The following is a 13,681-nucleotide window of genomic DNA, read 5'->3' as shown; positions in this document are numbered from 1 at the left end:
ATTGGGTTCAACTTGTAAAACATTAGATACAAAAGCGATCGCCTAAATAATTCTTACCATGCGATCGCTCGTCTAATTGATGGCTGTTAATTTTCTCTCTAGGTCAAATAAGAAGCCGTGGATATATTCTTCAGTCCATTCGGCACCATAAAAGCGTTTAAACATCCCTCGTGCTGGGTCTTTTTCAGCCCGATATCGCAGGTATCGCAGTTGGGCTTGCTCAATGGCTAATAAATTTTGGGAATCTGTGACAGCTTCCGCTTGCTCTACGAAATCTAGATAAGCTTTCAAATAGTCTTTGAAAGCAGCAAACACTTGAGTTTCTACTACAGCCGTTTCTTGGGGACGAGTCCACAGAAAAGCGGGAGAGAAAAATGGTCGTGCTTCTTCGGGAAAATCTCCTCCCCAAGATAGATGCTGTTGATGGGCGTGGAAAATCGGCAGAATTGGTTCAGTATATTTTGCCTGATATGCTGGATCATCGCGAAATAAGGGCTGCATATCCAAAGCAATTAGATGTCCTCCAGGCAATGTCACCAAATCCGCCCCAAAAAAGGGTAAATCGTAGTTGAGGCGGGGGAAAATCACAAAATTCAGCACTTGCAGCGAATTGCCACCTTGTACATGAGCTGCACGAATTTGCCGTAATTTTGCGGTTTGAAACCCATAACTAGTGGTGACAACCTCTTCCTGATTTTTTCCCTTACCCACAACAGCACTCTTGGACTCAAACCCGGTGGGGATAGGATAGGGTTGTAAATCCAAGCGCGATCGCATATAGGCGATCGCATAATCGAGAAACGGCTGATAAAGCGTCACTTCGGTCATTTTTTGCTGACACCGACTGCTAAGGGAACAGCATCTTCAAATAAGAATTCATGGAGAAAGCGCTCTGCCCATTCATGACCAAAGTAACTGCTAAACAAACCAGATGCTGGATCTCGGTCTGCACTATATTGGTCATAATCTTTTTGGACTTTGACAATCCTCTGGATATCTTCAGGGTCTTGGAGCGGTTGGGCATCTGCTAACATTTGCCAATACAAGTTTAAATAATCCTGAAAAGCTTCAAATACCCGCGTTGCCACCGTTTCGGCATCTGTTTTGGCAAACAATAGGTACTTAGAAAAATACTGATTGGCATCGTAAAACTTCATTTCTAAGTTTTGCGCCAAATCCGGGTATTTATCATGGAGAGATTTGAGCTGAACTATATATTTTTTTTGATAATCTTCATCCTGGAATAAAGGCTGAAAATCAAGCACAATCAGATTTTTGACTTTACCAAAGGATAAAAAATCAATCCCTAACAGAGGTAAATCGTAGTGATGACTCGGATAAACCACGCTGTTAAAAATTTGAGCGCTTTCCCCAGCATCAATGTAAGTATAGCGAATTTTCCGCAACTCTTGACATTGGTAACACCAACTGCGAATAGTTGCTGGGTTTCTGCCGCGATCGCTAACTTTGAATTCCAAACCAGGGGGAATGGCCCTACTTTGTAAATCAAAACGCTGAAATAGCTCTTTTTCTAAAAATTCCAGGAAAGGCTTATACATGGAACATGATTTGTTAACCCTTGCATGAAAATAAGTGATGGCAATCATGCACGTCTCATTTATGAGAAACAAAGCAACATTCCTTAATAGCCCATTCGGCATAAGAAAAGACTTGTTGCAAGTTCTCCCTCATCTCCCCCATCTCCCTCATCTCCCTCATCTCCCTCTTCTCCCTCATCTCCCTCATCTCCCCCCTCTCCCCCATCTCTATTCCTTAGCATAATTGCGACTGATCATTTGCTCCAAGACTTCTTGGGAAACACAACGACGCTCAGAACAATAAGTCATCAAGTTGACTCCGTTCATCATTCGCACGGTACTCACCCTAACGCGAAAATCATCCGTAACAAACCAACAACGTTCCTGACCTTGATTATTGTCATAGTCAGTATCAATCGTCAGCACTCCATCATCAGCAAACCTATACCGACTCACAACCGGAATACTCTCAACATAGCCTTGGTTGCGGATCAGTTTTCCAGAACGCCTGGTTTCGTCAGGAACATCAACCAAAATGGCAGCATTATCGGTATTGGGTAGCCTGGTATCTAAGTTAGCTTGCCATGCAAAGCTAGCACCACCTGTTGCTTTAGTCGAGTCTATTCCTTGCGCTGTACAGACTTCTTGGACTTTGGGATCATTCTTTTCCATAACTTTAATAATCAAATTCGACTCCCCCGACTCATCCGCCGCCGAGTCAAAATGATGAACGGAGCGTTCCGTAAACCATGTCCCCTCACTTTTACGGAAGAAGTCGATCATTGTCAAGGGCGGTATTAGATACATCTGTTTTGAAACCTCGTTTGATCAAATTTTGGCGTTATTGAATACTGAGTGATGAGATGAAGTCCCCATTTAGCTAAAGTGTAGGATAACTCCAAAAGTTATATTTTAATCAGCTGATGACAAATAGTGAAATTCAACTTATTACTAGCGATGCCTACGGTAACGGCTTTGCCCAACACCCCAGTCCAACTTCAGAAATCTTAACAGCCCTGAAAGCAGGAATTCCTCTGGATTCGGTCGATTTGTACCAATTCAATCTCAGGGAACTAGATTTACGGCAAGCTAACTTGAGTAAAGTCAGGCTACTAGGAGCCGATCTCAGTCAGGCGGTCTTGAGTAATGCCAATTTGAGTGGGGCTGATTTGCGAGGCGCTAATCTGCGAGGAGCCGATTTGAGTGGGGCTAATTTGCAAGGAGCCTATTTAAACCGTGCTAATCTCCAGCAAGCAAATCTCAGTGGTGCAAATTTGGAGGGAGCTAAACTCCAAGTAGCACGTTATGATGCACATACGAAATGGCCGCAAGAATATAACTACAAGGCTTCGGGAGCAGTGGGGCCAGGTGCGAATCTGAATGGTGCTTTTCTCAATACAGCTTCTTTACGATACGCAGATTTGCAAGGCGCTAATCTGCGTGGAGCTTACCTGAGTGGCGCTGACTTGACAGGAGCCAATTTGCAAGGTGCGGCTTTGAGTGGCGCTGATCTAACAAAAGCTTATTTGACAGGGGCTTGCTTACGGAATGCTCGATTGACTGGAGCGGATTTGCGGGATACAGACCTGCGAGCAGCTGACTTCAGTGATGCAGAGATGGAGCATCTTCAAAGTATTGCTGGAGCAGATTTTACTCTTGCCCAAGGACTTACACAAGCAACTAAAGCCATGCTTTCTAGCCGTCCACATTCAGAACTCGATGTTTGGAACGCTTACACCCGCACGACAACTCGTGAGAGTTTGAGTGCTTGAGCAAGCTAATTACTAGTAGACATCTCCGAAAATGTAGAGACGTAGCACTGCTACGTCTCTACAAGGGTTGTGGGTAACGCATATTTAATTTCTACCAGATGTCTAGTACAGGTCGGCGTAAATAAGCAGACCATTAAAAAGCCCTAAAGAGCTTATTCCATAATACTTTTGACTTTTGACTTTTGACTTTTGACTTCCGCCTTGCGGTACTAGTGTTCTGTCCCCTTAATTTGATTGTGGTAACAAGTCTTCTAAAGCAGCTCCGACAACTCGGTGATCTTCATCTTGTCTGAGTTGGTTCAGGGCTGCTTTTGCATTTGGCTCGTCAAATCGTTTGAGGGCATAGCTAACTCGCACACGCATCCGCCAAGATTCATCATTCACCAACGTTAGTATTTGAGATAATGCCGCAGTATGTTGGTTAGAATTCGCTAACAAGCCGAGTGCATCGACAGAGGATTCCTGAACTGTGAAATCTTCATCTTTTAAACCCTGAACGCAGATATCAAATAGTTCTTCAGGGCAATCCATTTCAGCGATCGCCGCCAAAATGCTCCGTCGTACAAGCCAGTGGTCATCCTGATAAAATGCCAAAACTAGATGAGAAACTGCGACTCTGCCAAATAGCGATAAAGAATTAGCCGCCTCAGCTCGCACGTTGGGCGTATCGTCGAATTTCATAATTTGCATCAAAGCCGCAAAAGATTCGGCTGATTGTTGATTACCCAAACCCCTGGCGACAAAAGAACGCACCAAAAATTCTGAGTCATGAAGTTTACTCGTTAGCAGAGGAACTGCAACTTCTGACTCATAATGATCGAGGGCAGCGATCGCCTTCAAGCGATAGTGAAAATCTGGGTTCTTCAATTCAGTTTGAATTTTATCGATTTCCATAGGTGCATTTAGTAGAGCTTTTCTTTACTTTATTTTACAGATGTCACCAAATGGCGATCGCATTCTAAAATAATGGGTATTTGTCATTTGTCATTGGTCATTGGTCATTTGTCATTGGTCATTTGTCATTGGTCATTGGTCATTGCTTATCCTCCCCCATCTCCCTCATCTCCCCCATCTCCCTCATCTCCCTCATCTCCCCCATCTCCCTCATCTCCCTCATCTCCCCCATCTCCCTCATCTCCCCCATCTCCCCCATCTCCCCCATCTCCCCCATATCCTAAATCAATGACTCAATTAACCGAAACCGTCAAAGAATTAATAGCCAAAGCTCGAATTGTTAGCTTTGCAGAGTGGGAACAGTCCCATCCAAAAGCCGCAATCGCCATATTCCAAGCTGCGGATGATGCTTTTCGCTACCTGGACGACGAAGATTTATCCCAAGTTAAAACCTTGTCACCCGATAATTCTGAGTTGATTCCTGTTGCTCAATTATTACGCGATCGCGCAGCCGAAATCGTTGATGAAGCTAGGGAGCAAGTTTTAGCGACTTATCCCGAAATTACCCAGGCTGGAGGCGGCCTTTATCCACCGGAACGCGCCCAAGCTTGCTGGCGAGATTTTTGGCATTTTCTTCGCTGTATTACCTATGGCATCGCAGGTGGTCACACTAAGTATACCAATCCCACAGGACTGCACTATATGAATTTGCTCTATCAGGAATTACAAGTTCCTTTAGAAGCAATGCTTTTAGGCTTAAAAGGCATCAAGGCTGCTAGTTTGAAACGCTGCCAAAGCAATCAGCAGGAAACTCTTGCTCCCTATTTTGACCATTTAATCAGCCAACTGGCTACTTTCCAAATTCCATAAGTTAAGTGGACTTAAAACCTCGCTCGAAGTCAAGGGAAAAAATCCGCATCATCGCAAGGTAGGTTGAAACCCCACCCCTAGTGGGTGGCTTATTTCCCTGTTAAGAGTTGAGAGTTCCCTTTCATTCTTGCCTACTTACCGATATGAGCTTCGGTAACTCAGCACAATTACTCCCTTCCCCCTACAAGATTACCTATTAATTTTTCTCTCTCTTCCTTGGTGTCCTTGGCGTCCTTCTCCCAGGGGGAGACGCACTCGCGTTTGCGGTAGCCTGCGGCAAGCCGAAGCGTCTACGTAAAAAAAATTAGGTATTCTTCTGGCAGGAAGGGAGTAGTACTCTTACTCAAAGGAAGAAAACAATACCATCATCTGTATCCCAATCCTAAATGCAATACTAAAAAAAAGCTGAAATTTCTCTAAAGTATGATTTAACTTCACAAATTTTAATAAATATGGCTTCACCATCGTATCAGAATGTGTAAAGGCAAAGGATGTAAAAACTTAAAATCATTAAGACTAATAAGGATTTAAAGTCTGTATGGACTGTACTTCGTCACAATGATGTAAAGTTTTTTAACATTTGCTGAATATCGTTCTCATAAAATTTAGTTGTTAACTGGGAGATAGTTGGAATGGCTTTCGGACCAGCATCACGATTAGGGGTCGCTCTGTTTGAAGATACCGATCCTATTGATCTGTGGCCAAATCGCTCTAATGAGGAAGTTGAAACCGTAATTAACTCCGTCTATAAGCAAGTTCTAGGCAATGCTTATGTAATGGAGAGTGAGCGGCTTGCCGTTCCTGAATCTAAACTCAAACAGGGTGAAATCAGCGTTCGCGAGTTTGTACGTCAAGTCGGAAAGTCCGAGCTTTACCGATCGCGGTTTTTTGATAGCGCCCCCCGCTATCGCGCGATTGAATTAAATTTCAGGCATTTCCTTGGGCGTGCGCCATTAGATCTAGAAGAAGCGCGTATACACAGCACTATTCTGGATACAAAAGGCTTTGAGAGTGAGATTGATTCCTATCTAGATAGCGACGAATACCAAGAAACCTTTGGGGAAAACATAGTCCCTTATATTCGGGGCTACAAAACCGAAGCTATCAAGAGTTTGGTTCAGTTTACCCACTTATTCCAACTGGTACGTGGTTCCTCTAGCAGCAGCCTGAAAGGTGACTTAGCTGGCAAACAACCAAAATTGAACAGTCTGCTAATTCAAAGCACACCTACCCCCGTAATTTCACCAGCTAGCAAGGGTGCTGCATTCCGCAACCCGACATCTGCTCCTCGCACCCGTCAAGGTGTAGGATCTGGTGAGGATGGTAAAGTCTATCGGGTTGAAGTCACTGGCTACAAGGCAAATGTGGTAAATAGCATTTCCAAGTTTCGCCGCAGTAACCAGGTGTTTTTCGTGCCATACAATCAGCTTTCACAAGAGTATCAACGGATTCACAAGCAAGGTGGTGTAATCGCCAGTATTACTCCTGTAAACTAGAGAATCAATCTACAAACTCAGCTTGGGAAAAAGATAAATGGGAAGCATCGTTATAAATTCCCCGAAAGTGGAGCTATGGCAAACTAGCTCGAATGAAGAAGTGGAAGCGGTGATTAGAGCCGTGTATAAGCAGGTTTTGGGTAACGCTCACTTGTTAGAAAGTGAGCGACTCGTGAATGGTGAATCACAATTGCGCGATCGCAAAATCACCGTGCGTGACTTTGTGCGAGTCGTTGCCAAGTCTGAGATTTACCGGGCCCGTTTTTTTGAAACCACTGCTCCCTATCGGTTCATTGAACTAAACTTTAAGCATCTTCTAGGTCGTGCGCCTCTAGATCAGACAGAGGTTTCTGAGCATATCTGTCGTACCGTTGAAAGCGGGTATGATGCCGATATCGACTCTTACATTGATAGCGATGAGTACCAAGCTGCCTTTGGCGAAAATACTGTACCCTACTATCAGGGAAACAGTAGCCAGGTAGGGCAAAAGCAGGTCGGTTATAACCGGATTTTTAGTCTTGTCCGTGGTGTAGCTGAAACCTCAAGTGCCATCAAGTCCTCTCAGTTGGTGTATGCAGTCGCAACCAACAGCGCTAGCAAGATTACCTCACCCTCTGCGGTTGGTAGTACTGAAAAGAGGTTTAAAATCCTCGTTCGGGGTGGAAGTGGAAAATTTGACAATCCTCGCCGTCGTGCTACAACCGAGTACATCGTTCCTGCTAATAAGATAACACCACAAATTCAGTGGATTAATCGCAATAATGGGAAGATTGTGAGCATCACAGAGATTGTTTAAGGATAGGACTTACGCAAGTGTCACAAACAATAAAAGTTTTTAGTTTGTAGTCAGGGCTTCAGCCCTGATGAAAGAGGACTAAAGTCCTCACTACAAACTAAAAATAATATGCCAGTTGCGTCAGTCCTAAAGGAATAGAAATTGGGGATTAGAGATTAGAGATTGGGGAAGAATTTCCATCGTACTCAGTCTCCACTCTCTAATACCCAGTGTTGATCATTCATCAAAAGTTAACCAAAGCGATCGCTGATCTGGGGTTTGATCAATTACGCCGTTAGTTGTCATATCCAAAGATATTTAACGCAATTTAACAAACTAAAGTTTTACAAAAGCTAGTTAGTGGCAAAAAACTGACAACTGATGGCAAATTCCACCTCTATAGCGCTTCTCCAATGGAAGCAATACACTCTGATACCAATTTAATATCAAGCTGCATAATAAAGAACCCCACCCTAACCCTCCCCGAAATCGGGGAGGGAACTGGATTTTACCTTCTTTGCTCTTCGTTCGGCGACTTTGGGGAGCCAGTGCGGTCTTCTCCCTTGGCGCTAGCCTCTCCCCTTGGGAGAAGGGGAGAGGCTTTGAGTCTTACTCCCCAACGCTAGTAGGGAAGGGGCTGGGGGTTAGGTCTGTATTCCATGCAATTGCGCCAACGTACTTATAAGGGATAGGATGCTTGGAAATTTCATTTAATTAGAGTTTTTCAGGAGATACCTCAATGTCACTTTGGGCTATTGATTCACCTAAGATTGAACTGCGTCCAAACACCAGCGAAAGTGAATTACAAACACTAATTCGGGCAGTTTATAAACAGGTTTTGGGCAATGCTCACTTGTTGGAAAGTGAGCGACTAGCCAGTATTGAATCGCAATTGCGCGATCGCAAAATCAACGTCCGCGAATTCGTCAAGCGCGTTGCGAAATCAGAGCTTTATCAATCGCTGTTTTTCAACTCTTCTTCCCAGTATCGGTTTATTGAACTCAACTTCAAACACCTACTAGGCCGTCCTCCTGCTGATCAGGCAGAAATTTCTGAACACGTGCGCATCTACAACGAACAGGGCTATGATGCTGAGATCGAATCCTATATCGATAGCGACGAGTATCAGCAGAATTTTGGCGAGAATATTGTTCCCTATGTTCGCAGCACTACCTCCCAAATCGGAATTAAGAATGTTAGCTTTAACCGCACCTTTACCTTAGTGAGAGGAGTAGCTAGCAGCGATCGCGATCGCAAAGCCAAACTGATCAGCGATATCGGTTCCAATTTACCCACATCCATCAAGGCTCCCGTTGCTGGTTCTAGTGTCAGCAGCACCAACAAACGCTTCTTGATTAAGGTAGTCAAAGGTGTAGCTAATGTCCGTAGTCGTCTGGGAAACCTGGAATATCTAGTTAACTACAACCAACTGTCTGAACAAGTGCAAAACATTCATCGAATGGGCGGTAAAATCACCAGTATCACTGAAGTTGCTTAGGGAATATCCCAAATGTGCCATTCCCTTGATAGCCCTCATCTCCTAACCGCGAATGCCATGTTTGGAATTCGGGGAACTAGAATTATGTCTCCCCTCTCCCATCTTTGGGAGAGGGGCTGGGGGTGAGGGAAAAGATTTAAGCAAAATTGGAATTTGTAAGCTACTTTTTAAAATCATTTTTCTAATGGAAATTACTGAATTCTTTGAACTTTCAATTGGACGATGGCGATCGCAGCGTAGCGGTCATCATTTAGCATTCGCCCACTTTGAACAAGTCTTATCTAACATTGACATTGAGTCTCTACCCACAAATGATCCGGCGGTGCTAGCAATCTGTCAATTGTATGACACTGACCCCGCCACTATCACCCACCCTTTTCGGATGACTTGGGAAGGTGAATCAGACTGGGACGATAAACCAATCTCTGGTAGTACTGTGCTGGTGCCAATTCCCGATGTCGAAAATCCTTCTAGAGGAAAACTCTTGCGGGATCAGGGATACGCTGAAACAATTCCAGCAGTGGCTAAATATCATCTCAGTGACGATGGTATTTTTACCTTGCTAACAGAGTATGACCTCGCTGCTGCTGAGGAGCGAATTTGGTTTGCTAACCCAAATCTGCGATTTCGCGTAGCGACGATTAAAACCGGTGATGGCAAAGGCGTGACAACAGCTTCCTTTTCTTCAGAGATTCGCTCTTTGTCAAGTTCAACAAGTTAATAAATATCAGGTTAAAACATAAAAGGATGCAAGCTCCTAAATTTATTTATGAGGATTGTAATCCGTGACTTTTGAATTCGGAGCGAAGCGACGTGACGATAGCGCCCAGTGAATCTAGCACCAATGCTAGCGATTTGCTCACTTTAGCCTGTTGGATGGCAGGAGATTTTAGCAATTACCAGCAATCTTTTGCAAATCCGCAACTTTACGCCCACATTCACATTTATTTTCGTCCTTTACCGATTGAATTTTTTTCTGCCATCGGTTTTTATTCTGAACAAGCATATGACCACGATTTATGGACACCCTATCGCCAGGGAGTACATAGACTAGTCGATTTAGGCGATCGCATTTATATCGAAAATTACAGCTTGAAAGACCCTATGCTTTATGCAGGTGCTGCTCGTGAATTAGATATCCTCAAAACCATCACCCCAGAGACCATCGAACGGCGTTATCACTGTTCAATGGTTTTTCAACGAGAAGGTGAAATGTTTCGAGGTAGTGTAGAACCGGGCAATCAATGTCTGATTAAGCGCAATGGATGCCAAACATATCTTGTCAGCGAAGTTGAAGTAACCGAGGGGACTTGGATAAGTCTAGATAAAGGTATGGATATTGAAACCCACGAGCAAATATGGGGATCAACTGCTGGCCCATTGCGGTTTGAAAAACGCGAAAGTTTTGCTGATGAATTACGTGCGGTGAGCGCATTATGTTGATTCAGCTTCAATCTGTTAAAACCAAAATGTTACCTCCACTAGCTGAAAAAAAGATGCGTTGCTGGATTCGCAGCCGTCACTTGATTTGTTCGGGTAACTTTTTCATCTTCGAGACGTTAGAATACACGACGATTGAGAGATTCTCTGAATGTGTCGCTTCTTTAGGAGGAACAATAATATCCGTTGACCCCATTAATAAAATTTGGATGGGGGATCATCGTCAAGTTATTTTATATCAGGCAAAAGCTAGTTTACATACGCCTCATCATACTTTGAAACAATACTGGATAAAATACGGTGGTTTCTACACGAGATTTGATGAGCGGGCTTGAGAGTTACGATCCTGGGGAAGTTCTTCTGACAGGCTTCGACACTCCAATTCAACATTAAGTTTTGAGTTTTTAATTTTAAATACTCCCCAAGGGGGTTGACGGCTAATTGTTAATATCTAATTGCTAATTTTTGATGATGATTAGCTGTTGGTTATTAACAGTTAGCCGTCTAAGTTTGTTAGAAAATGTCACGAAAAAAGTCCCCAAAACTTGATAAATTAATCCTGGCTGTGAAGGCAGGGCTATTTCATTCTAGACATAAACCAATACGCTTGGGTTAAGGCTAAAACTCTGAGTAAAAGTCAGTTTTTTTAACGAACCGCAAACGCGAGTGCGTCTCCCCTTGGCAGAAGGACGCCTTCGCGCAGCGTCTCGTAAGAGAAGGACGCAAAGAGAAGAAAGAAATGCTTAACTGAACTGTATTGGGGTTTGTTGGGTTTCACGACCTTCAACCCAACCTACAATTATCCTTAACCCAAGCGTATTGGACTATAACCTTGTTGAGTAAGTCGGCAAAAATAAACCAAGCTATATTACGAAACGTAAATACACGTTTAACCCTTATAAATGACGAAGGACAAATGACAAATGACAGCTTTAGCCAGTTAGCTTTATTTGCGTCGCTCCACTTAAGTGGTTTCGTTGAAGCAAGAATCCCCGTCGATTTATCGCGGGGAGAGTCATAACTCCATAACCGTACGATAATGTGCTTCCATTTGTGCGACGGTTTCAGACTTACGCTTAGTTTCCCATTGACTGCGATTAAATAATTCTTGTCGCAATTGATCAACGTTAATTGTTGTCACTTTACCATCGGCAACAATTTGCTTGCCATTCACCCAAGCACTATCAACAACATTAGTAGGACGACCTAAGACTAATAAGCCAATGGGATCTGTACGGGGTAATAATGATAAATTGGTGAGGTCATAAAGTACCAAGTCAGCTTGTTTGCCAACAGTTAAAGAACCCAATTTGTCTGCAATATTCAATCCTTTTGCACCTCCCAATGATGCCATTTCCACTGCTTGCCGGGGTGTAATCCAATGCTGATAATCTGAGTCTGTAACGTTGTGTAAGATTGAACCAATTTTGATCGCTTCTAACAAATCTTGAGAGTCGTTACTCGAAGCACCATCACAACCAAAAGTGACATTTATTCCAGCTTGGCGATATTTTAAAATCGGGGCTATGCCACTGCCTAAACGCAGATTACTTAAGGGGTTATGAACAACTGTAGATTGAGTTTCGGCAAGGATGGCGATATCAGCATCATTTAACCAGACGCAATGAGCAAGTGTTGTGCGTTGGCGTAGCCCGTTGTAGACATCGCTCAAAAACCCGATTCTTTTAAGATGTGTAACAGCAGTACAACCGTACTTTTCTTGGGCAAGTTTTTCCTGTGCTTTAGTTTCGAGTAAATGAGAGTGACGACAAAGATTATAGCGATCGCTTAACTCGATACATCCCTCAAATAAAGCATCCGTACATAATTGTATCCCTGTTGGTGCAACTAAAATACTCACACCCTCGTCCGGGCGATGAAATTGTCGTACCGCCTCTTCAATAATTTCCAATGTTGCCGCAGTTGAGCGAAAATAAGGCTCATGACTTTGGGCTGATTCCCCAGATGGTATACCTGCGGTCAGGGATTCATCTTGAATTAGAGGGGCGATAAAGGCGCGAATTCCCACTTCTGTGTAAGCGCGAACTGCAATGGCGATGGTTTCTAACTCAAGTCCGGGAATTAACACCAGATGATCTACCACACTCGTCCCGCCCGAAAGTAGGGTTTCCACCGCAGTACCCAAGGCCCCCAGATAAATCTGTTCCGGATCGAGAGGGGCAAAATCATACAGTTCTGCTAACCATAATTCTAAAGGGAAAACTGACATGATCCCCCGTTGCCACATCTCTGATGAGTGGGTGTGAGCATTGAAAAAGCCTGGTAGCAACAGTTTATTTTTACCATCTATGGCAGTGCCGATTACTTGTAAATTAGGGGAAATGGCTGCAATTCTACCATCTACAATCTGTACATCTACCGTTGCATAATCATCACTGGCGGCAATCAAAACATTCTCAATCGTAAAATTGACCATATTTAACCTTGATTAAGTAATTGTATTTTCAACTGAATTTCAAGTTACAAAATAGAGAATGGTGTTGGGTATTGCAATTTTATGAATTTACCATTACGGACATTGGGAGTTGCACCAAATGCGTGGACAGTGAATGATGCGATCGCAGATATTACTCGTCCTCAAAAGATCCCACAACCCGTTATTTTATCAACAGAAACTAAAATCCTGCGCCTAGACTTGGCAAAAACTGCTATCCTCGTCATTGATATGCAAAACGACTTCTGTCATCCTGATGGTTGGTTGGCGCATATCGGCGTGGACGTAACTCCGGCGCGTCAGCCGATTGAACCTTTGAACAACTTACTTATCGAACTGCGTGAAGTTGGTGTTCCGGTAATTTGGGTAAATTGGGGAAATCGTCCCGACTTGCTCAATATTAGTGCTAGTTCGCGTCACGTCTATAATCCCACAGGAGAAGGCGTGGGATTGGGCGATCCACTGCCAAGCAATGGTGCTAGAGTACTGATGGCAGGTAGTTGGGCCGCAGCAGTAGTAGACGAACTAGAACAACTTCCCGAAGATATTCGTGTGGACAAATACCGCATGAGTGGATTTTGGGATACGCCATTAGATAGTATCTTGCGGAATTTGGGAAGGACAACATTGTTTTTTGCTGGTGTGAATGCTGATCAATGTGTGCTAACCACGTTATGTGATGCCAACTTCTTAGGATATGACTGCGTGTTAGTTAAAGACTGTACCGCTACCACTTCTCCTGAATATTGTTGGATGGCGACATTGTATAACGTCAAACAATGCTTTGGTTTTGTCACCGAATCGCAAGGGATTTTAACAGCGCTGCAAAACAGTCAGAAACCCCACGCCTAAAGGCGGGGGCTTGAAAAAGCCCACATCTGACCAGACTAAGCCTTAAGTGGCTACGTTAGAGGCAAGAGTTCAAGACCTACCAAGGGATGCG

The 13,681-nt window shown here is 43.7% G+C and carries 15 protein-coding genes; 9 read left to right on the top strand and 6 right to left on the bottom strand.

What is annotated here, in order from left to right; all coding sequences use genetic code 11:
• Positions 1-72: 72 nt before the first annotated feature.
• From LC605_RS09330 to LC605_RS09315, 4 genes are all read right to left on the bottom strand, one after another.
• Positions 73-819, bottom strand: a complete 747-nt coding sequence (locus tag LC605_RS09330; RefSeq protein ID WP_309143260.1) for a phycoerythrobilin:ferredoxin oxidoreductase — start codon at positions 817-819, stop codon at positions 73-75.
• A 5-nt stretch (positions 820-824) separates the two neighbouring features.
• Positions 825-1,559 (bottom strand): 15,16-dihydrobiliverdin:ferredoxin oxidoreductase, encoded by a 735-nt coding sequence (locus tag LC605_RS09325; RefSeq protein ID WP_229547281.1) that lies wholly within the window; start codon positions 1,557-1,559, stop codon positions 825-827.
• An 83-nt stretch (positions 1,560-1,642) separates the two neighbouring features.
• Positions 1,643-1,780, bottom strand: coding sequence for a hypothetical protein (locus LC605_RS09320; RefSeq protein ID WP_229547280.1), 138 nt, complete (start codon positions 1,778-1,780; stop codon positions 1,643-1,645).
• Entirely contained in the window at positions 1,767-2,345 is a 579-nt protein-coding gene (locus LC605_RS09315; protein WP_229547279.1) for a phycobiliprotein lyase, read from the bottom strand. Before LC605_RS09315 ends, LC605_RS09320 begins: the two co-directional genes overlap by 14 nt.
• A 116-nt stretch (positions 2,346-2,461) precedes the next feature.
• On the opposite strand from LC605_RS09315, the gene LC605_RS09310 reads away from it, so the two are divergent.
• Positions 2,462-3,310: a pentapeptide repeat-containing protein gene (locus LC605_RS09310; RefSeq protein ID WP_229547278.1), complete on the top strand. Its 849-nt coding sequence runs from the start codon at positions 2,462-2,464 to the stop codon at positions 3,308-3,310.
• A gap of 225 nt (positions 3,311-3,535) precedes the next feature.
• Here the strand turns inward: LC605_RS09310 and LC605_RS09305 are convergent, their stop codons facing one another.
• Positions 3,536-4,204, bottom strand: a complete 669-nt coding sequence (locus LC605_RS09305) for a HEAT repeat domain-containing protein (protein ID WP_229547277.1) — start codon at positions 4,202-4,204, stop codon at positions 3,536-3,538.
• A gap of 72 nt (positions 4,205-4,276) precedes the next feature.
• On the opposite strand from LC605_RS09305, the gene LC605_RS09300 reads away from it, so the two are divergent.
• The 7 genes from LC605_RS09300 (at position 4,277) to LC605_RS09270 (ending at position 10,618) form a co-directional block, all read left to right on the top strand.
• Positions 4,277-5,074, top strand: a complete 798-nt coding sequence (locus LC605_RS09300) for a phycobilisome protein (protein ID WP_229547276.1) — start codon at positions 4,277-4,279, stop codon at positions 5,072-5,074.
• A gap of 632 nt (positions 5,075-5,706) precedes the next feature.
• Positions 5,707-6,570, top strand: a complete 864-nt coding sequence (locus LC605_RS09295; RefSeq protein WP_229547275.1) for a phycobilisome linker polypeptide — start codon at positions 5,707-5,709, stop codon at positions 6,568-6,570.
• A gap of 37 nt (positions 6,571-6,607) precedes the next feature.
• Positions 6,608-7,366, top strand: coding sequence for a phycobilisome rod-core linker polypeptide (locus LC605_RS09290; RefSeq protein ID WP_229547274.1), 759 nt, complete (start codon positions 6,608-6,610; stop codon positions 7,364-7,366).
• A gap of 718 nt (positions 7,367-8,084) precedes the next feature.
• Positions 8,085-8,843: a phycobilisome rod-core linker polypeptide gene (locus tag LC605_RS09285; RefSeq protein WP_229547273.1), complete on the top strand. Its 759-nt coding sequence runs from the start codon at positions 8,085-8,087 to the stop codon at positions 8,841-8,843.
• Between the two features lie 184 nt (positions 8,844-9,027).
• Complete coding sequence (locus tag LC605_RS09280; RefSeq protein WP_229547272.1) at positions 9,028-9,564, top strand: phycobiliprotein lyase; 537 nt, start codon at positions 9,028-9,030, stop codon at positions 9,562-9,564.
• A gap of 92 nt (positions 9,565-9,656) precedes the next feature.
• Positions 9,657-10,286, top strand: a complete 630-nt coding sequence (locus tag LC605_RS09275; protein ID WP_229547271.1) for a chromophore lyase CpcT/CpeT — start codon at positions 9,657-9,659, stop codon at positions 10,284-10,286.
• Complete coding sequence (locus LC605_RS09270; RefSeq protein WP_229547270.1) at positions 10,280-10,618, top strand: CpeR family transcriptional regulator; 339 nt, start codon at positions 10,280-10,282, stop codon at positions 10,616-10,618. Before LC605_RS09275 ends, LC605_RS09270 begins: the two co-directional genes overlap by 7 nt.
• Before the next feature lie 680 nt (positions 10,619-11,298).
• Here LC605_RS09270 and LC605_RS09265 read toward each other — a convergent pair.
• The gene (locus tag LC605_RS09265) at positions 11,299-12,720 is read right to left on the bottom strand and encodes an amidohydrolase (protein ID WP_229547269.1); all 1,422 of its coding nucleotides are present in this window, start codon (positions 12,718-12,720) and stop codon (positions 11,299-11,301) included.
• Positions 12,721-12,801: 81 nt separating this feature from the next.
• On the opposite strand from LC605_RS09265, the gene LC605_RS09260 reads away from it, so the two are divergent.
• Positions 12,802-13,590 (top strand): cysteine hydrolase family protein, encoded by a 789-nt coding sequence (locus LC605_RS09260; protein ID WP_229547268.1) that lies wholly within the window; start codon positions 12,802-12,804, stop codon positions 13,588-13,590.
• Positions 13,591-13,681: the final 91 nt, after the last annotated feature.

It is taken from the genome of Nostoc sp. CHAB 5836 (assembly GCF_020829445.1).
Lineage (GTDB): Bacteria > Cyanobacteriota > Cyanobacteriia > Cyanobacteriales > Nostocaceae > Nostoc.
The sequence above is the reverse complement of the archived record's forward strand: the minus strand, read 5'-3'. Positions and strand labels throughout refer to the sequence as shown.

Coding starts and splice junctions, on each gene's coding strand:
- LC605_RS09325 (WP_229547281.1), bottom strand. CDS start 1,559: ATGTATAAGCCTTTCCTGGAATTTTTAGAAAAAGAGCTATTTCAGCGT.
- LC605_RS09320 (WP_229547280.1), bottom strand. CDS start 1,780: ATGCTAAGGAATAGAGATGGGGGAGAGGGGGGAGATGAGGGAGATGAG.
- LC605_RS09315 (WP_229547279.1), bottom strand. CDS start 2,345: ATGTATCTAATACCGCCCTTGACAATGATCGACTTCTTCCGTAAAAGT.
- LC605_RS09310 (WP_229547278.1), top strand. CDS start 2,462: ATGACAAATAGTGAAATTCAACTTATTACTAGCGATGCCTACGGTAAC.
- LC605_RS09305 (WP_229547277.1), bottom strand. CDS start 4,204: ATGGAAATCGATAAAATTCAAACTGAATTGAAGAACCCAGATTTTCAC.
- LC605_RS09300 (WP_229547276.1), top strand. CDS start 4,277: ATGGGTATTTGTCATTTGTCATTGGTCATTGGTCATTTGTCATTGGTC.
- LC605_RS09295 (WP_229547275.1), top strand. CDS start 5,707: ATGGCTTTCGGACCAGCATCACGATTAGGGGTCGCTCTGTTTGAAGAT.
- LC605_RS09290 (WP_229547274.1), top strand. CDS start 6,608: ATGGGAAGCATCGTTATAAATTCCCCGAAAGTGGAGCTATGGCAAACT.
- LC605_RS09285 (WP_229547273.1), top strand. CDS start 8,085: ATGTCACTTTGGGCTATTGATTCACCTAAGATTGAACTGCGTCCAAAC.
- LC605_RS09280 (WP_229547272.1), top strand. CDS start 9,028: ATGGAAATTACTGAATTCTTTGAACTTTCAATTGGACGATGGCGATCG.
- LC605_RS09270 (WP_229547270.1), top strand. CDS start 10,280: ATGTTGATTCAGCTTCAATCTGTTAAAACCAAAATGTTACCTCCACTA.
- LC605_RS09265 (WP_229547269.1), bottom strand. CDS start 12,720: ATGGTCAATTTTACGATTGAGAATGTTTTGATTGCCGCCAGTGATGAT.
- LC605_RS09260 (WP_229547268.1), top strand. CDS start 12,802: ATGAATTTACCATTACGGACATTGGGAGTTGCACCAAATGCGTGGACA.